The following is an 18,233-nucleotide window of genomic DNA, read 5'->3' as shown; positions in this document are numbered from 1 at the left end:
AAAAAACTTTCACAGGAATGTTACATTTTTCACAGGAACAGAAGAACTATATGTTGTATGATTTTAATCAAAAGACAACAACATGTTGGTGGAGGGTTATGAATGTTGAAACAAAATGTACGTGGAGAAGAATTAATGAAAGTATTTGAGACAATTATCCACGGTAATGAACAAGATTTAATGCAGGAAAATGCAAATGTAGATGGTCGATCTCCAATGGGAGTAATGGGAACGTTCGCATCTGAGAGCGCAAAGTATTATGCAGTAGAAAAATTATTATCAGATCAAGTGAAAAAAGCGATAGATCAAAATATATTATATCCACATGATTTAGATTTTTATGCAACAGGAACGACGACTTGTTCGCAAATTCCGTTAGCGCAAATGCTAGCTAACGGTTTTCATACTGGACATGGACATATGAGACAACCGCAAGACATTAAAAGTGCGTTGGCGCTTTCTTCAATTATTTTTCAGGCGAATCAAAATATGCAGCACGGTGGTCAATCGTTTGCACTCTTTGATATTGATTTAGCTCCATATGTGAGAAAAACAGTAAAGAGACATAAAAAACGACTACAGTCATATCCGCTTACGAAAGAACAAATAGAGGAATTTGCATGGAAAGAGACAGAAAATGATACGTATCAGGCGTGTGAGGCTTTCGTTCATAATTCAAATAGTATGCATAGTAGGGGCGGGGGACAAGTACCATTTATTTCTATTAACTACGGAACAGACACATCGAAAGAGGGAAGACTTTTAATTAAGCAACTTTTAAAAGCGACGCAAGCTGGACTTGGTAAAGGGGAAACACCGATTTTTCCTATTCAAATTTTCAAAATGAAAAAAGGCGTGAACTTTGAAGAGTGTGATCCGAACTATGATTTATTTGAATTAGCGTTAGAAACGACCGCTGAGCGATTATTCCCTAACTTTTCGTTTTTAGATGCTCCGTTTAATGCTGTGCATTATGATGGTCGACCTGAAAGTGAAGTATGTTATATGGGGTGCCGTACTCGTGTTATGTCTAATATACATGGGGAAGAAACAGCAATTGGAAGAGGGAATTTATCGTTTACTTCTATTAATTTAGTGAAATTAGCGCTAATTAGTGGTTCAAAAGAAGCGTTTTTTGAAGCGCTAAGTTATTATTTAGATTTAGGCGTTAAGCAATTATTAGAGAGATTTGCTTATCAATGTACAAAGAGAGCAAGAGATTTTCAGTTCTTATATTCACAAGGTGTATGGCGTGGTGGAGAGACGTTACAACCTGAAGATGCTGTGGAACCGATTTTAAAACAAGGGACGTTAAGTCTTGGTTTTATCGGTCTTGCAGAATGTTTAGTAGCGTTAACTGGAAAGCATCATGGAGAAAATGAAGAATCGTGGAAGCTTGGATATGAAATTATTTCCTTTATGAGAGAGAGCATGGATAAGGCGATGGAAGAACATCAACTCAATTTCTCTGTAATTGCAACGCCTGCAGAAGGTTTATCAGGTAAGTTTGTGAAAAAAGATAGAGAAGAATTTGGTGAGATTAGCGGTATAACGAACCATAATTACTATACGAATTCATTCCATATTCCAGTTTATTATAACATTCAAGCGATAAATAAAATTCGTTTAGAAGGACCTTTCCATGCCCTATGTAACGGGGGACATATTACGTATATTGAACTAGACGGAGCAGCTATGCATAACAAAAAGGCATTAAAGCAAATTGTGCAAGCGATGGCAGAGAATGGCGTTGGGTACGGTTCAATAAATCATCCTGTTGATCGTTGTAAGTGCTGTAGTTATCACGGAGTTATTGGGAATGAATGTCCAAGCTGTGGAAATGAAGATGAGGCTAATATAGAAAGAATTCGCCGTATAACGGGCTATCTTGTAGGAGATATGTCGAAGTGGAATAGTGCGAAACGTAGTGAAGAGATGGATCGGGTGAAGCATAAATGAAAGTTATGAATATCATTCATGATAGTGTAGTAGATGGAGAAGGGTTGCGGACAGTCGTGTTTTTTGCGGGCTGTCCGCATCGTTGTTTCGGGTGCCATAACCCGAAATCTTGGAATGTTTGCAATGGAACTGAAATGACGGTAGAAGAAATTGTGAAAGAGATTGAAAGTAATTCATTAACAGATGTAACATTTTCAGGTGGAGATCCATTCTTCCAAGCTGCTGAAGTGAAAAAAGTAGCAAAAGCTGTGAAAGATTTGAAAAAAAATCTATGGATGTATACAGGTTATACGTTAGAAGAGATACAGAGTTCTCGAAATAATGATATGATAGAGTTGTTACAGTATGGGGATGTTTTAGTCGATGGAAGATTTGAAATCGAGAAAAAAGATTTAACACTTCCATTTCGCGGAAGCTCCAATCAACGTATTATTCGATTGAAAGAGTAAAAAGGCGGGATAGATTATATGAATAAAACAGTATTACTTGTTGAAGATGAAAGAAGATTACGTGAAATTGTTAGTGATTATTTTCGTAATGAAGGCTTTGAAGTAATCGAAGCAGAAGACGGGAAAAAAGCGTTAGAATTATTTGCAGAGCATGAAATTGATTTAATTATGTTAGATATTATGTTACCAGAAATAGATGGATGGTCTGTTTGTAGACGAATTAGAAAAGAATCAGCAGTACCAATTATTATGCTGACAGCACGTTCGGATGAGGATGATACATTACTAGGTTTTGAATTAGGTGCAGATGAGTATGTAACGAAACCATTTAGCCCGAAAGTGTTAGTGGCTCGCGCGAAGACGTTATTGAAACGTGCGGATGGAGCGGTAGGAGTATCAGAAGAAAATACTATGTCTTTAGCTGGAATAGAAGTGAATCGACTATCTAGAACAGTTTTAGTAGATGGTGAAGAAATTATATTGACACATAAGGAGTTTGAACTTCTTGTTTATTTAATGGAGAACAAAGGAATTGTGTTGTCACGTCAACATTTATTAGATCAGTTATGGGGATATGATTACTACGGTGATGACCGAACGGTTGATACACATATTAAAAAACTGCGAAATAAGCTAGGAGATAAGGCGAAGCATATCGGCACTGTTATTCGAGTAGGTTACAAATTCGAAGAATAACCTTTAAGTTACTATGCATCTCGGCTTTGGGATATAGCAAATTTACACTCTCCTTTGTAGGTGGAATGTACAAAAAATACTTTTCTTGTCTACAATGGTAGATAGGAGTATTTTTTTAATTGGATTTCACGATGAGTTCACAAGAAGGACACAAAATGTGACTATACTGAAAGTACGAATTCACCAGGGAGGGGAAATAAAACATGGGATATTACGACGGACCGAATTTGAATGAAGAGCATAGTGAAACGAGAGAAGTGAAAAAATCAGGTAGTAAAAAAGGATATTTTTTCACAGGTTTAGTTGGAGCTGTAGTCGGGGCGGTTTCGATTAGTTTTGCAGCACCGTACATGCCATGGGTGCAAAATAATGATGCAGCTGTTTCGTCATTCAATTCTAATAAACAAGTAGAAGGAACTGTAGTTCCAGTTGTAAATAAAGCGAAAAATGAAACTGATTTACCGGGAATGATCGAAGGCGCGAAGGATGTTGTTGTAGGTGTTATTAATATGCAACAAAGTGTTGATCCATTTGCAATGCAACCGACAGGCCAAGAGCAACAAGCTGGCTCAGGATCAGGTGTTATTTATAAAAAAGCAGGAAATAAAGCGTATATTGTAACGAACAACCATGTAGTAGATGGAGCAAATAAACTTGCTGTAAAACTAAGTGATGGTAAAAAGGTAGATGCAAAGCTTGTAGGGAAAGACCCTTGGTTAGATTTAGCGGTTGTAGAAATTGATGGATCTAATGTAAATAAAGTTGCCACTTTAGGTGATTCAAGTAAACTTCGTGCGGGTGAAAAAGCGATTGCAATCGGTAACCCACTAGGGTTTGATGGAAGTGTAACAGAAGGTATTATTAGTAGCAAAGAACGTGAAATTCCAGTAGATATTGATGGCGATAAGCGTGCAGATTGGAATGCTCAAGTTATTCAAACAGATGCAGCGATTAACCCAGGTAATAGTGGTGGTGCGTTATTTAATCAAAACGGTGAAATAATTGGGATTAATTCAAGTAAAATTGCACAACAAGAAGTTGAAGGAATTGGATTTGCTATTCCAATTAATATTGCAAAGCCAGTTATTGAATCCCTTGAAAAAGAAGGAGTGGTGAAACGTCCAGCACTAGGAGTAGGTGTCGTTTCATTAGAAGATGTGCAAGCTTATGCAGTAAATCAATTGAAAGTACCGAAAGAAGTAACAAACGGCGTTGTATTAGGTAAAATTTATCCAATATCACCTGCAGAAAAAGCTGGTTTAGAGCAATATGATATAGTAGTAGCGTTAGATGATCAAAAAGTAGAGAATTCACTTCAATTCCGTAAATATTTATATGAAAAGAAAAAAGTAGGCGAGAAAGTAGAAGTTACATTCTATCGCAATGGCCAAAAAATGACGAAAACAGCTACATTAGCAGATAATTCAGCTACAAAGAATCAATAATCGGAATAAAAGAAAGTCTCTTTCATGTTGAAAGAGACTTTCTTTATCGGATATACTAAAGGAATAGGAGGGATAAATTATGATAATTGAAAACCCAACTCGTACGGAAATTGGTGAAGTATTAAAGAAAAGTAAAACGATTGCAGTTGTTGGATTATCAGATAAGCCAGAACGCACATCGTATATGGTTTCAAAAGCAATGCAAGATGCTGGGTACCGCATTATTCCAGTAAATCCAACAGTAGATGAAGTACTCGGAGAAAAGGCGGTTTCTTCACTGACGGATATTAAAGAACATGTTGATATTGTAAATGTGTTTCGTCGCTCAGAATTTTTAAAGGATGTTGCGAAAGAGTTTGTAGAGATTGATGCAGATGTTTTCTGGGCACAATTAGGAGTACAAGATGAAGATACATATAAACTTTTACAAGAAAAAGGGTACACAGTAATAATGGATCGTTGCATTAAAGTAGAGCATGTAATGACAAAATAGTATAGATTTTAAAGATAGAAAGATTGATTCAGCCCTCGCTTTTTACATAAGTAGGGCGGATGAACGAGGTGTTCATCATGAGATTTTTTAAAGGCTGTTTTTGGGGATTGTTACTTGTTATCCCATTTTGGATATTGATCATTTGGATCATGATAAAGGTTTGGAATGTATAATGTTGGAATACATATCCATTTCTCGTTGACAAACGATTATTTTTCTGAAATAGTAGCCTAGAGGAATCCTTGTGAAAAAAACAAGGATTTTTCTATTGAAAATAGTATATAAAAGAGATAAGATAACTTGCCAAAACTATAGTCGAGGCGTTATTCTATAATAGAAACATATGTTCTGATTTGATTAGGAAAGGGGCAAGGAGTTTGGCGAAGCATCAGTTCCAATATAATGAAGATGCAATTCAAGTGTTAGAAGGACTTGAAGCCGTTCGAAAACGCCCGGGTATGTATATCGGGAGTACGGATAGCCGTGGATTGCATCATTTAGTATATGAAATAGTAGATAACTCCGTTGATGAAGCATTAGCGGGATTTGGCGACGAAATTTCTGTCGTAATACATAAAGATAATAGTATTAGCGTAATTGATAAAGGGCGAGGAATGCCTACGGGAATGCATAAGCTTGGAAAGCCGACACCTGAAGTTATTTTAACAGTACTTCATGCTGGTGGTAAGTTTGGCCAAGGAGGCTATAAAACGAGTGGTGGTTTACACGGTGTTGGGGCATCAGTTGTAAACGCCTTATCAGAATGGCTAGTAGTAACGATTAAGCGAGATGGTAGCATTTATGAACAACGCTTTGAAAATGGTGGTACTCCTGCAACGACGTTAGAGAAAATCGGGAAAACGAAAGAGTCTGGTACAACGATGCACTTCAAACCAGATACAACTATTTTCAGCACAACAAATTATAATTATGAAACATTATGTGAGAGATTACGTGAATCTGCATTCTTATTAAAAGGAATGAAAATCTCGATAAAAGATGAACGTAATGATTTAGAAGATGTGTTTCATTATGAAACAGGAATTGAGGCTTTCGTTTCATACTTAAACGAAGAGAAAGATTCGATTCATCCAGTTGTATATTTCTCGGGTGAGCAAAATGGAATTGAAGCAGAGTTAGCCTTTCAGTTTAATGATGGTTACTCAGAAAACATTCTTTCGTTTGTAAATAATGTACGTACAAAAGACGGTGGTACACACGAAGCTGGATTTAAAACAGCAATGACACGTGTGTTCAATGAGTATGCTCGTAAAGTTTCTTTATTAAAAGAAAAAGACAAAAATTTAGAGGGTACAGATATTCGAGAAGGATTAGCTTCGATTGTTTCTGTACGTGTACCAGAAGATGTACTCCAGTTTGAAGGGCAAACGAAAGGGAAACTAGGTACAAGTGAAGCTCGTTCTTCAATTGATGCAATTGTATCTGAGCATTTAGCTTACTTTTTAGAAGAAAACCCGGATGTAGCTACACTTCTTGTGAGAAAGGCAATTAAAGCAGCACAAGCACGTGAGGCTGCTCGTAAAGCGAGAGAAGAAGCACGTACTGGTAAGAAGAAGAAAAAATCAGAAGGTACTTTAAGCGGGAAGTTAACACCTGCACAATCACGTAATCCTCAGAAAAACGAATTGTATTTAGTAGAGGGTGACTCGGCTGGTGGTTCAGCAAAGCAAGGGCGAGATCGTCGTTTCCAAGCGGTGCTACCATTACGTGGTAAAGTAATTAACACAGAAAAAGCAAAGCTTGCTGATATTTTTAAGAACGAAGAGATCAATACGATTATTTACGCAATTGGCGGCGGCGTAGGGAATGAGTTCGCTGTTGAAGATATTAACTACGATAAAGTTGTTATTATGACCGATGCAGATACGGATGGAGCACATATTCAAGTGTTACTACTGACGTTCTTCTACCGTTATATGAAACCACTTATTGAAGCTGGTAAAGTATTTATCGCACTTCCACCTTTATATAAAGTAAGTAAAGGAAAAGGGAAAAGTGAAGTAATTGAATATGCATGGTCTGATGAAGAATTAGGTGGTGTAACGAAAAAGGTCGGTAAAGGCTACATGCTGCAGCGCTATAAAGGACTTGGCGAAATGAATGCCGATCAATTATGGGAAACAACGATGAACCCTGAAACACGTACGTTAATCCGTGTGAAAATTGACGATGCATCAAGAGCTGAGCGCCGAGTTACGACATTGATGGGGGATAAAGTAGAACCTCGCCGTAAATGGATTGAGCGTAATGTACAATTTGGTATGCAAGAAGAAGGAAATATTTTAGAAAATGAAATGATTATGGAGACGGAGGTGGAATAACATGCAGGCAGAGAAGTTTCATGACCTCCCGCTTGAAGACGTGTTAGGTGACCGCTTTGCACGTTATAGTAAATATATTATTCAAGACCGCGCGCTTCCAGATGCGCGTGACGGTTTAAAACCGGTACAAAGACGTATTTTATATTCTATGTATGTAGAAGGAAACGTGCATGATAAAGCGTTTCGTAAATCAGCTAAAACAGTAGGTAATGTTATCGGTAATTATCATCCACATGGTGATTCCTCTGTATATGAGGCGATGGTCCGTTTAAGTCAAACTTGGAAAGTACGTAATGTTTTAGTTGAAATGCACGGAAATAACGGTAGTGTTGATGGGGATCCAGCAGCGGCAATGCGTTATACGGAAGCACGTTTATCACCAATCGCATCTGAGTTATTACGTGATCTTGATAAAGAAACAGTAGAATTCGTGTCAAACTTTGATGATACGAGTGAAGAACCTATTGTATTACCGGCAATGTTCCCGAACTTATTAGTGAACGGATCTACAGGGATTTCCGCTGGTTATGCAACAGAAATTCCACCGCATCATCTTGGAGAAGTAATTGATGCTACAATTATGCGTATCGATCAACCGAATAGTTCTGTGGAGGACTTGTTGACAGTTATTAAAGGACCAGATTTCCCTACAGGTGGTATTATACAAGGGATAGATGGCATTAAAAAAGCGTATGAAACAGGTAAAGGTAAAATTATTATTCGCGGAAAAGCAGAGGTTGAAACGATTCGTGGCGGGAAGCAACAAATCGTTATTACAGAAATTCCGTACGAAGTAAATAAAGCCAATCTTGTTAAGAAAATGGATGAATTACGTATAGATAAAAAGCTAGATGGAATTGCTGAAGTACGTGATGAGACAGATCGTACAGGTCTTCGTATCGTTGTAGAATTAAAAAAAGAAGCGAATGCTGAAGGTATTTTAAATTATTTATATAAAAATACAGATTTACAAATTCCATACAACTTTAATATGGTAGCGATAAATAATCGTCGTCCGACACTTATGACATTACCTAAGATTTTGGATGCATATATTGGACATCAGAAAGAAGTTGTTACAAGACGCTCACAATATGAATTAAGAAAAGCAGAAAATCGTCAGCATATTGTAGAAGGTTTAAAGAAAGCATTATCAATTTTAGATGAAGTGATTGAAACGATCCGTGGGTCTAAAGATAAGCGTAATGCGAAAGATAATTTAAGTGCGAAATTTGGATTTACAGAGGCGCAGTCAGAAGCAATTGTTTCACTGCAATTATATCGTTTAACAAATACAGATATTACAGCGCTAGAGCAAGAAGCAGCGGAACTTAGTAAGAAAATTATAGAGTTACAGTCAATTTTACAAAGTGAAAAAAGACTTTTTCAAGTTATTAAAACAGATTTGAAGAGAGTAAAGAAAACATATAGTGATAATCGCCGTGCGATAATTGAAGAGGAAATTGAAGAAATTAAAATCGATGTGGAAGTTATGATTCCGCAAGAAGATGTCATCGTTACTGTAACGAAAGAAGGCTATGTGAAACGAACAGGTTGGCGTTCGCATAATGCATCGAACGGGAAATACTTCGGTATGAAAGAGGGTGACATCTTACTTGAGCGTTTCGATACAAACACGACAGAAACCGTTCTTTTATTTACGAACAAAGGAAATTATATTTATCTTCCTGTGTATGAAATGCCAGAAATTCGTTGGAAAGATTTAGGTCAACACGTTGCGAATCTTGTTTCACTCGAGCGAGATGAATCGTTAATTTGGGCAACAGTCGTACCGAATTTTGAAGAAGAAAAACGATTTATCGTATTTGTTACACGAAACGGTATGATTAAGAAAACAGAATTAAACCAATATAAAGTGCAGCGTTATTCACGGGCATTCGTTGCTGTAAACTTGAAAAAAGATGATGAAGTTGTTGATATATTTGCGACAGATGGGACAAGTGATATTGTTCTTGCAACACATGGTGCATATGCACTTGTATTCAATGAAGAAGAAGTAAGTCCAGTTGGTGTCAGAGCAGCTGGTGTGAAAGCAATTAATTTAAAAGAAGATGACTATGTTGCTTCTGGTAAACCGTTAAATGGTGAAAAAGATCAACTTATTCTCGTTACGCAGCGAGGTGCTGTGAAACGTATAAAGGCATCGGAAATTGAGAAATCAACGAGGGCGAAGCGAGGCCTTGTAATTTTTAAAGAGTTAAAACGTAATCCGTACCGCATTGTCGGTATTGAAATTGTTCGAGATGATGAATTAGTTTACATGAAGACGGAGAAACACATTGTAGAAGAAATTGATCCGAAAGCGTTTCGAAATAAAGACCGGTATAGTAATGGTAGTTTAGTACTAGATGTTAATGATACTGGTGAAGTAATTGAAACGTGGACAAAGAAAAGAACGGAATAAAGTGAAACTTTAATCAGTGGGGTTTTTTCCATCCCCCACTGATTATTAGCCTTCACCAATCGGGATTTTACGGGCAGTTGGTCTCCCGCCTAACTTCCCTCGCATTCGCCTTATTTTGAGGTGGGAGTCTTACGGCGCGTTAATGCGGGATAAAGGGAGCATCTTGCTATGAATGATAGTAAGATGCTTTTTTCTAAGCAAATCATTATGTATATAAAAATAATCTTGTTATAATGATGAAATGAAATCGTTCTCATAAAGTGAAACTTTAATCAGTGGGGATTTTCTTTATCCCCACTGATTATTAGTTGAGCCAATCGGGCTTTTACGAGCAGTTGATTCCTCACCTAATTTCTTTGCTTTCGTTGAATTTTGAGTTAGGAATCTTACTGCCCGTTAAAGCGGGACAAATGGAGGGGCAACATGAAAAAAATAGGTGTAGGGATTGTAGGATTTGGATTTTCTAGTACAACATTTCACATCCCGTTATTACAAACGATAGAAGAATACGATATTCGTGCTATTTTATCATCAAAAGAAGAAGTAGTGAAACAAGCATTACCAAATGCTGAAGTTGTTGGTACAATTGATGAATTAGTAAATCGAGCTGATATTGACTTAGTGGTCATTACTTCGCCGAATACAACCCATTTTCCATATGTAAAAGAAGCAATTGTACACGGTAAGCATGTTGTTGTGGAAAAACCATTCGTTGTTTCAATTGAAGAAGGAGAAGAACTTATTTCATTAGCGAACCGACATAATGTCGTTTTAAGTGTGTATCATAATCGCCGTTTGGATAATGATTTCTTAACGATAAAGAAATTATTACAAGAAAAAAGAATAGGGAATGTATACGCATATGAAGCGCATTTCGATCGTTTCCGCCCACATGTACGCGATCGCTGGAGAGAAAAGAACTTACCAGGATCAGGTATATTATATGATTTAGGATCGCATTTAATTGACCAAGCATTATCATTATTTGGGAAACCAGATGCGATAAGCGCAGATGTAATAAAACAACGACCAGGTGCAGAAGTGGATGATTACTTCCATGTTGTACTTCACTATGGAGTGAAGCGCGTTATTTTACATAGTAGCAGTTACGTAAAGCAAGCTGGACCACATTTTACACTGCATGGAGATAAAGGTTCTATCGTGAAGTATGGTATGGATTCACAGGAAGAACAATTAAAGACTGGAATGAAGCCAGGGGATAATGGTTATGGATCAGACTCTGAAGAGAATTTTGCTACTTTAGAAACAGAAGAAAGCTTAGAGCGTATTCCAACAGAAGTCGGCTGCTATGACATGTATTATAAAGGCGTGCGAGATAGCATATTAAATGGTGAAAAGCTACCTGTAACTGCTCAAGAAGGTTTAGACGTTATTAAATTGATTCAATTGGCGACTGAGAGTAGTGAAACGGGTAGAGTCATTGCGGTAAAATAAAAAAGACACGAATTTCGTGTCTTTTTTATTAGGGACATATGAATATGACTCATTATTTAGTTTAATCGTTTATCATACATTAACTGGATTTGTATGCCGAAAGGATCTTCAATAATACCATATGCTTCACTAAATATATTTTTTTCTAATGGAGAGATTATTTTCACATGCTTATCGGAAATTAAATTATTATAAAATCTTTGTATTTCTTCTAAATTAGCACTTTGAATGCAAAGTGACATGTTATTTCCAACGCTATAACGTTCAGTAGGGTTCATTGTATCTTCGGCTATCATTAGCTTTGTATTCCCAATTTGTAAAACAGAGTGGGCAATATGATCTTTATTTTCATTTGTAATTTCAAAAGAACTATCTCTTTTGGCCAGTTCTTCATACGTAACAATCATTAACTTCTTGGCTTCTAAATTACGTGTATAAAAATTAATTGCCTCCTTTGCTTGCCCATCCATTGAAAGAAAAATAGCTATTTCTAATGTCATAAATATATAACTCCTTTATTAGTTAATAATTATAATATAGACTAAAAAGGTTTCAATACATGAAACCTTTTATGGAGGGAAATATGAAAAAAACTGAACGAATAAATGATATGCTTATTTTCTTAAATAATAAAAGATATTTTAATTTAAAAGATTTAATGGTTAGATATGATATTTCTAAAAGTACCGCTCTACGAGATATTCAATCATTAGAAGAAATAGGTGTACCAATATATTCTGAACTAGGTAGAAATGGAAGTTATAAAATTATAGAAAATAGTGTGTTATCACCAATATATTTTAGTGTGGATGAAATGTATGCGTTATACTTTTCGATTCTTACATTAAATGGATACAAAACAAAGCCATTTAATATAGAAAGTATTGCGCTTGAAAATAAATTTAAACATGTATTACCTGATAATGTGAGTAAAAACATTTCAATCATGGAACGAACGCTTTCCTTTGAAGTAACAAATCATAGTAACTTTAGTCCGTTCTTAAAAGAACTTTTACAGGGGATTTTTGCTGAACGGGTTTATCGTTTAACATATTTGAAAAAAGATGAGGAGAAAGCATTGGTCGCCCAATTTATTCGAATAGAATCTAAATTTGGACAGTGGTATGCTAAAATTTTTAATTTTGAGACAAGTAATGTTCAAATAATTAGATGTGATAAAATTCTCTCTATTATGGAAACAAGCAATACTAATCCAAAAAAGCTCGAAGAACTATTAAGTTATCTTACTACTTTTCACAGAAAGCCTGATGCAATTGATTTTATTGTCATTGTTAATCAAGAAGGAAAAGACATTTTTGATAAAGAGAATTATCCTTCCATGAGGATACAAAAAGAAAAAGAAAATTACATTATAACAGGCTATTTTAACAAGAAAGAAATTGATTTTATTTCAAGTTATTTTTTGAATTTCGGAAAAACGATTATCTCAATTCAGCCTGTCATGCTGAAAGATTTAATCTATAATAAGGTAGTATCTATAAAACATCATTTAACTTCTTTGAGATAAAGTTAGTTTTAATAATTCTTTTCGACATGAAAAAGCCCTTGAGATTTAAATATCCAAAGGGCTTTTTTATGATTTTGTTTGTTCTTTAGAAAAAATTATTTTTCTGGGACGGAAAGTCCATAAAAAAACATCGTAACTACATCTTGTATATGTTTTTCTCGATCTCCCTCAAGAAGCTGTGCCCCGAAATCATCACCTAATTTAGTGAACATTTGAATGTAAAGTAACATCATTTCTTTTGAAAGGTGTGGATTAATTACATTTTTGCGCTGTGCTTGTTCTAATATTTCTAAATACCAAGGCAAGATTTTTTCGTTTTGATAACTATAAATAAATTCTCGGAGCGCTTCGTCTCTTTGCATCATTTGTAGTAACATATCAGGCTGAAATAACCCCCCAGTATTCATTTTTCTTACAATCATTTTTTGCATCATATCATGAAAAGGTAATTTTTCTTCTGCAAGCTCTTTATAATATTGAAATTCAGATATTATAAATTCTTGTATAAGTTCCCTAAATAACGCATCTTTACTTCCGAAATGATTATAAATTGTCACTTGAGAAACGTTTGCTTTTTTTGCAATATGTTCTATTTTCACTTCATTAAATCCACGTTCTGAAAATAATGTAAAGGCCGCATCCTTAATGGCACGTTTTTTCTTTTCTTTCACTTTTTCAAAGCCGTTCAATACAATCACCTCATTTAAAATATACAAGAAAAAATAATTGAAAACAATATTTTTGAAATATGGACATATAAATATTTCAAAAAGTTGTTGCGAATATGAAAGATGAGGAGTACAATAATTTTGAAATATCACATGTTAAATATTTCAAAAAATGAGGTGGGTTTATGATTTCAGTTCAAAATGTTACAAAACAGTTTTCAAATGGAAAAGGCTTGTTTGATATTACATTTGAAGTGAAAGAAGGAGAAGTTTTTGGCTACTTAGGACCAAATGGTGCTGGGAAATCAACAACGATTCGTAATTTAATGGGATTTATAAAACCGACGGCTGGTAAAGCGACAATTTTCGGATTAGATTGTTGGGAAGATGCTGCGAAAATTCAAAGAGAAGTTGGCTATTTACCAGGAGAGATTTCTTTTATTGAAGGAATGAATGGATTAGAGTTTTTAAATTTGATGCAAGGAATGCGTGGGTTAAAAAATATAAAAAGACGAGATGAATTGATAGAACGTTTGCAGTTCGATGTGAAAACACCAATTCGAAAAATGTCTAAAGGAATGAAACAAAAAGTAGGTATAGTTGCGGCATTTATGCATGATCCAGAAGTGTTAATTTTAGATGAACCGACATCAGGACTCGATCCACTTATGCAGCAAGTATTTATAGATTTAATATTAGAAGAAAAGCAAAGAGGAAAAACAATCCTTATGTCATCGCACATTTTTACTGAGATTGAGAGAACTTGTGACAGAGTGGCTATAATTAAAGATGGTCGCCTTGTAACGGTTGAAAATATTCATGATTTACAAAGCTTGAGACGACAGGTAATAGATGTAACCGTATCATCGCAAGAAGAGATTGAATCTCTTACACAATGTAATTTGCAATTTGAAGCGGTGAAAGGTAGAGAAGCATCGATTATTGTGCAAGGAAACTATCAAACTGTTTTACAAACACTTTCAAACTATAATGTAACGGCGCTTCAAACGAGAGCAATGGATTTAGAACATTTATTTATGCATTATTACGATAAGGAAGAAGGGGTAAAGCATGAATAAGCAATTGTTTTTAGCTAGTTTGAAAGAAACGAAAAAAAGTATATTCAGCTATGCTACTGGTGCAGCTCTTTATTTATGGTTATTAATTTGGATATTCCCATCGATGGTTTCAGCCAAAGGTTTAAATGAATTAATAAGTGCCATGCCTGATAGTGTGAAAAAAATTGTTGGAATGGAAAGTCCGATTCAAAATGTAATGGATTTTTTAGCTGGTGAATATTATAGTCTATTGTTTATTATCATTTTAACAATTTTTTGTGTCACGGTTGCAACGCATTTAATTGCTCGTCATGTAGATAAAGGGGCGATGGCATATTTATTAGCAACACCTGTATCAAGGATGCAAATTGCAATTACACAAGCTGCTGTTCTCATATTGGGGCTACTAATAATTGTAATTGTTACTTATGTAGCTGGTATATTAGGTGCAGAATGGTTTTTAAAAGATAATAACTTAAATCGAGAATTATTTTTGAAAATAAACATAGTCGGAGGGCTTATATTTTTAGTAGTTAGTGCCTATTCATTTTTCTTTTCTTGTATATGTAATGATGAAAGAAAGGCACTTAGCTACTCAGCCAGTTTAACAATCTTATTTTTCGTATTAGATATGGTAGGGAAATTAAGTGATAAGTTAGAGTGGATGAGAAATATATCTTTATTTACATTGTTTCGTCCGAAAGAAATTGCTGAAGGAACATATAATATATGGCCAGTAAGTATAGGCTTAACTGCTGGAGCGCTTTGTATCTTCATAGTAGCAATTGTAGTGTTTAGGAAGAGGGATTTACCGTTGTAAATTAGAAAGTCCACTTAATTAGTGGGCTTTTTTCGTTTGTAAATTCGAAGGGATATCTTTTAGAGAAACATTTAAGTAGATAGTCAAAATGGAATGTTTACATTTTTTCTTGTAGAAATATTCAAAAAGAAGTGAACCTTTTTCTAGGATACTCCGTCTAATATGTGTAAAGTTTAATTAATAGAGAGGCTGAAACAGGAGGACCAATTGTGAAAGTAATTCCTTTATATAAGATGATTGTAAAAGAAGAAACGGATGTTTCTTTAGCAAAAAAGGGTAATCATGGGGCTTTTATGACACTTATACATACAGAAAAAGTAAAGATGTATCGCATTGCGAAGGCGATGTTACGTGATGAGACGAATATAGAGGATGCAATGCAGGCAACAATTTTAAAAGCTTATGAAAATATAAAAAAACTGAAAAAGGAAGAGTTTTTTCAAACGTGGCTAATTAGAATTTTAATAAATGAGTGTAACAATATAATTCGCTCTTATAAAAAAGTAATTGTAATTGAGGATCATGATAGTAATATGGTGGCGTTCGATCGATATGAAGATATTGATCTTTGTAATGCTATTCAGTCTTTAACGGAAGAACTAAGAGCTGTAACTGTACTTTATTATTATGAAGATATGAATCAAGAAAGTATTGCAACGCTTTTAGAAATTCCAAAAGGCACGGTTAAATCAAGATTGTCACGTGCAAGGGAACAATTAGAAGAGCGATTAAAGATGGAGTAGGAGGTGGTTAAAATGGATAAAGAAAAATCATTTGATGAAAAATTAAAAAAGAGAATAGAAAAGGATAATACCGTATTGCCACAGGCACTAAATGAAAAAATTAATGATACACTTCATAATCTTCCTGTAAAAAGAAAGAGTTATAGAGTACATATGATGTTTATTAGTGCCGCTGTTCTAACGCTATCAATTGTATCTATGTCTGAGTTTTCTATACAGAGCTTTGCACAAAATGGAGGGATGTTTAATTACGTAAAGAAGAATGCGTTTTCTGATTATGAGAATGAAGAAGAAATAAAGTCGAACGTCAATTATCCAGATAAGGAGAAGATTCATCAAAAGATGCTTGATTCAATTGATCATTTCCAAAATGTTTCAGGGCAATTCGAAGAATATTCTAACTCTACAAGAATTGCTACAACATATAAATATGTGATTGATACGGAGAAACAAAGTGGTATTTCATCTAAAGAAGACAAACTATCGAAAAAAAGCACGATTATTTATAACGAGGACGGAAAAAAGAGTTTAATGATAAGAATAATACGTATAAAGAGACGAGATGGATCCCTAAAAAAGAAATAATGAACTATTAAAATCAAGCCCTATGGAAAGGTTGTTGAGAAAATCAGGTGAGAAGAAACGGTATGATGACGAATATGTGGGATTCGCTAAGTACAGTATTCAATCAGAATTTGCTGATCTATTAATTCGATATAAAGATTGGAGTTATAAAGAAACGAAGTATCTTGGACTCGATTGCTACAAAATAGAAGGGGTAATAAACATAGAAATGCCTGTAAGTACATCTGAAGATTTGAGTGGGAAATTTGAAATGGTTGTAGAGAAAAATACGGGGATTATGTTGAAGTTCCTTAGTTTCCATGAAGGTATGATTCAATATTCGATTACGACTGAATGGATACAAATAAACAAAGGATTGAAAGAGAATGTATTTCAAAAGGATAGCACTAATTATGAAAAATTGAAAAACATATTAGATGAATAGAAAACGGAGGGAACTATATGGAGAATACCTCTCCTTCAAGAGAAAAGAAAAATAAACGAAAATATAAAAAGACAACGATCATAAGTGTATTGTTAGGAGTATTACTATTTGGCGGAGTGGGGTATGGTGCTTATGTATATATGAAAACTTCTAATCTCGTACAAAAATCTAATTTGAACTTATCGCGTGGTGAAAAATCAAATTTACGTGAGAAAGCTGTAAAGCCAATTACACACAACGTTTCAATGTTAATTATGGGGATTGATGAAAATCAAGAACGGCAAAAGGGCTATAATGGTGCATTTCATACGGATGCATTATTGTTAGCTACGTTTAATAAAGAAGATAAGACAGTGAAATTAACCAGTATACCAAGAGATACTTATACATATGTTCCAATCGAAAAGAAAAAAGATAAAATAACACACGCATATGGAAGTGGTTTCGTTAAAAACGGAAAGGATGGAGGGCCACAAGCTTCTGTTGAGGCAGTAGAAAAGTTGCTGCAAGTACCGGTAGATTATTTTGTGAAATTTAATTTTGGGTCATTTATTAAAATTGTCGATGGGCTCGATGGTGTTGAGGTAGATGTCCCGGTTGAATTTACTGAACAAAATAGTAAAGATGAACCTGATACGATTCACTTGAAAAAAGGGGTTCAAAAATTAACGGGAGAAGAAGCACTTGCTTTGGCGAGAACTCGTCATATTGATAGTGATGCAATGAGGGGACAGCGCCAACAACTTGTTATTGAGGCGATTTTAAGTAAATTAAAAAGTGTAGGGTCTATTACAAAACTGGAGAAAATGGTTGAGGCCGTCGATGGCGATTTTAAAACAAATTTAGCATTGGATGATATTTTATCTTTTTATAAATATGGTTTAGATTGTTCAGTTGAGAAGATTCAACTGAACGGTGATGATTTATATTTACCAAATGGCCCAAATGGGAAGCGTGTATATTATTATAATCCTAATAAAAAAGACTTGCAAAATTTGAGTAATACACTCAGAACACATCTTGGATTAAGTGAGAAGCAAATTGAGGGAAATTAAAGCGGATGTTATATCTGCTTTTTTTGTTTTTGTAGGAAAGAGATCTCTAGAATATACATTATTTATTAACGACAATCTACAGTCTATT

15 protein-coding genes and 1 pseudogene are annotated in these 18,233 nt (G+C 34.9%); 14 read left to right on the top strand and 2 right to left on the bottom strand.

What is annotated here, in order from left to right; genetic code table 11:
* The first annotated feature begins 102 nt into the window (after positions 1-102).
* The 8 genes from JFT95_RS15190 to JFT95_RS15155 all read left to right on the top strand — a co-directional run bounded on the left by JFT95_RS15190 (position 103) and on the right by JFT95_RS15155 (position 11,264).
* Positions 103-1,959 (top strand): anaerobic ribonucleoside triphosphate reductase, encoded by a 1,857-nt coding sequence (locus tag JFT95_RS15190; RefSeq protein ID WP_063217628.1) that lies wholly within the window; start codon positions 103-105, stop codon positions 1,957-1,959.
* Positions 1,956-2,408, top strand: coding sequence for an anaerobic ribonucleoside-triphosphate reductase activating protein (nrdG, locus tag JFT95_RS15185; RefSeq protein ID WP_002137702.1), 453 nt, complete (start codon positions 1,956-1,958; stop codon positions 2,406-2,408). The genes JFT95_RS15190 and nrdG overlap by 4 nt, the downstream gene beginning before the upstream one ends.
* A gap of 18 nt (positions 2,409-2,426) precedes the next feature.
* Positions 2,427-3,104 carry a response regulator transcription factor gene (locus JFT95_RS15180; RefSeq protein ID WP_002014310.1) on the top strand — a complete coding sequence of 226 codons (678 nt, stop codon included), beginning with the start codon at positions 2,427-2,429 and terminating at the stop codon, positions 3,102-3,104.
* Positions 3,105-3,307: 203 nt separating this feature from the next.
* The gene (locus tag JFT95_RS15175) at positions 3,308-4,549 is read left to right on the top strand and encodes a S1C family serine protease (RefSeq protein WP_012261395.1); all 1,242 of its coding nucleotides are present in this window, start codon (positions 3,308-3,310) and stop codon (positions 4,547-4,549) included.
* Between the two features lie 79 nt (positions 4,550-4,628).
* Positions 4,629-5,042: a CoA-binding protein gene (locus JFT95_RS15170; RefSeq protein WP_002014313.1), complete on the top strand. Its 414-nt coding sequence runs from the start codon at positions 4,629-4,631 to the stop codon at positions 5,040-5,042.
* A gap of 377 nt (positions 5,043-5,419) precedes the next feature.
* Positions 5,420-7,384 (top strand): DNA topoisomerase IV subunit B, encoded by a 1,965-nt coding sequence (gene parE, locus JFT95_RS15165; protein WP_002087772.1) that lies wholly within the window; start codon positions 5,420-5,422, stop codon positions 7,382-7,384.
* Position 7,385: 1 nt separating this feature from the next.
* Positions 7,386-9,809: a DNA topoisomerase IV subunit A gene (gene parC, locus JFT95_RS15160; protein ID WP_002014315.1), complete on the top strand. Its 2,424-nt coding sequence runs from the start codon at positions 7,386-7,388 to the stop codon at positions 9,807-9,809.
* Between the two features lie 423 nt (positions 9,810-10,232).
* Complete coding sequence (locus JFT95_RS15155; RefSeq protein WP_002014316.1) at positions 10,233-11,264, top strand: oxidoreductase; 1,032 nt, start codon at positions 10,233-10,235, stop codon at positions 11,262-11,264.
* 56 nt (positions 11,265-11,320) lie between these two features.
* On the opposite strand, the gene JFT95_RS15150 is transcribed toward JFT95_RS15155, so the two are convergent.
* Positions 11,321-11,764, bottom strand: a complete 444-nt coding sequence (locus JFT95_RS15150) for a VOC family protein (protein ID WP_002128490.1) — start codon at positions 11,762-11,764, stop codon at positions 11,321-11,323.
* A gap of 59 nt (positions 11,765-11,823) precedes the next feature.
* On the opposite strand from JFT95_RS15150, the gene JFT95_RS15145 reads away from it, so the two are divergent.
* On the top strand, positions 11,824-12,792 hold the full coding sequence (locus JFT95_RS15145) for a helix-turn-helix transcriptional regulator (protein WP_201052709.1): 969 nt from the start codon (positions 11,824-11,826) through the stop codon (positions 12,790-12,792).
* Positions 12,793-12,887: 95 nt separating this feature from the next.
* Here JFT95_RS15145 and JFT95_RS15140 read toward each other — a convergent pair whose 3' ends face one another.
* Positions 12,888-13,481 (bottom strand): TetR/AcrR family transcriptional regulator, encoded by a 594-nt coding sequence (locus JFT95_RS15140; RefSeq protein ID WP_201052706.1) that lies wholly within the window; start codon positions 13,479-13,481, stop codon positions 12,888-12,890.
* A 164-nt stretch (positions 13,482-13,645) separates the two neighbouring features.
* On the opposite strand from JFT95_RS15140, the gene JFT95_RS15135 reads away from it, so the two are divergent.
* The 5 genes and pseudogenes from JFT95_RS15135 (at position 13,646) to JFT95_RS15115 (ending at position 18,145) form a co-directional block, all read left to right on the top strand.
* Complete coding sequence (locus tag JFT95_RS15135; protein ID WP_002128485.1) at positions 13,646-14,539, top strand: ABC transporter ATP-binding protein; 894 nt, start codon at positions 13,646-13,648, stop codon at positions 14,537-14,539.
* Entirely contained in the window at positions 14,532-15,338 is an 807-nt protein-coding gene (locus tag JFT95_RS15130; protein WP_016127411.1) for an ABC transporter permease subunit, read from the top strand. Before JFT95_RS15135 ends, JFT95_RS15130 begins: the two co-directional genes overlap by 8 nt.
* 209 nt (positions 15,339-15,547) lie before the next feature.
* Positions 15,548-16,081, top strand: coding sequence for an RNA polymerase sigma factor (locus JFT95_RS15125; RefSeq protein WP_201052705.1), 534 nt, complete (start codon positions 15,548-15,550; stop codon positions 16,079-16,081).
* A 12-nt stretch (positions 16,082-16,093) separates the two neighbouring features.
* A pseudogene (locus tag JFT95_RS15120) lies at positions 16,094-17,090 on the top strand (anti-sigma factor).
* 17 nt (positions 17,091-17,107) lie between these two features.
* Positions 17,108-18,145 carry an LCP family protein gene (locus JFT95_RS15115; RefSeq protein ID WP_002142691.1) on the top strand — a complete coding sequence of 346 codons (1,038 nt, stop codon included), beginning with the start codon at positions 17,108-17,110 and terminating at the stop codon, positions 18,143-18,145.
* Positions 18,146-18,233: the final 88 nt, after the last annotated feature.

It is taken from the genome of Bacillus sp. TH17, from assembly GCF_016651125.1.
In the GTDB taxonomy this organism is placed as follows: domain Bacteria; phylum Bacillota; class Bacilli; order Bacillales; family Bacillaceae_G; genus Bacillus_A; species Bacillus_A mycoides.
This window is presented reverse-complemented; position numbering and strand designations above follow the sequence as displayed.

Coding starts and splice junctions, on each gene's coding strand:
- nrdG (WP_002137702.1), top strand. CDS start 1,956: ATGAAAGTTATGAATATCATTCATGATAGTGTAGTAGATGGAGAAGGG.
- JFT95_RS15150 (WP_002128490.1), bottom strand. CDS start 11,764: ATGACATTAGAAATAGCTATTTTTCTTTCAATGGATGGGCAAGCAAAG.
- JFT95_RS15175 (WP_012261395.1), top strand. CDS start 3,308: ATGGGATATTACGACGGACCGAATTTGAATGAAGAGCATAGTGAAACG.
- JFT95_RS15180 (WP_002014310.1), top strand. CDS start 2,427: ATGAATAAAACAGTATTACTTGTTGAAGATGAAAGAAGATTACGTGAA.
- JFT95_RS15145 (WP_201052709.1), top strand. CDS start 11,824: ATGAAACCTTTTATGGAGGGAAATATGAAAAAAACTGAACGAATAAAT.
- JFT95_RS15190 (WP_063217628.1), top strand. CDS start 103: ATGTTGAAACAAAATGTACGTGGAGAAGAATTAATGAAAGTATTTGAG.
- JFT95_RS15155 (WP_002014316.1), top strand. CDS start 10,233: ATGAAAAAAATAGGTGTAGGGATTGTAGGATTTGGATTTTCTAGTACA.
- JFT95_RS15170 (WP_002014313.1), top strand. CDS start 4,629: ATGATAATTGAAAACCCAACTCGTACGGAAATTGGTGAAGTATTAAAG.
- JFT95_RS15115 (WP_002142691.1), top strand. CDS start 17,108: ATGGAGAATACCTCTCCTTCAAGAGAAAAGAAAAATAAACGAAAATAT.
- parC (WP_002014315.1), top strand. CDS start 7,386: ATGCAGGCAGAGAAGTTTCATGACCTCCCGCTTGAAGACGTGTTAGGT.
- JFT95_RS15135 (WP_002128485.1), top strand. CDS start 13,646: ATGATTTCAGTTCAAAATGTTACAAAACAGTTTTCAAATGGAAAAGGC.
- JFT95_RS15130 (WP_016127411.1), top strand. CDS start 14,532: ATGAATAAGCAATTGTTTTTAGCTAGTTTGAAAGAAACGAAAAAAAGT.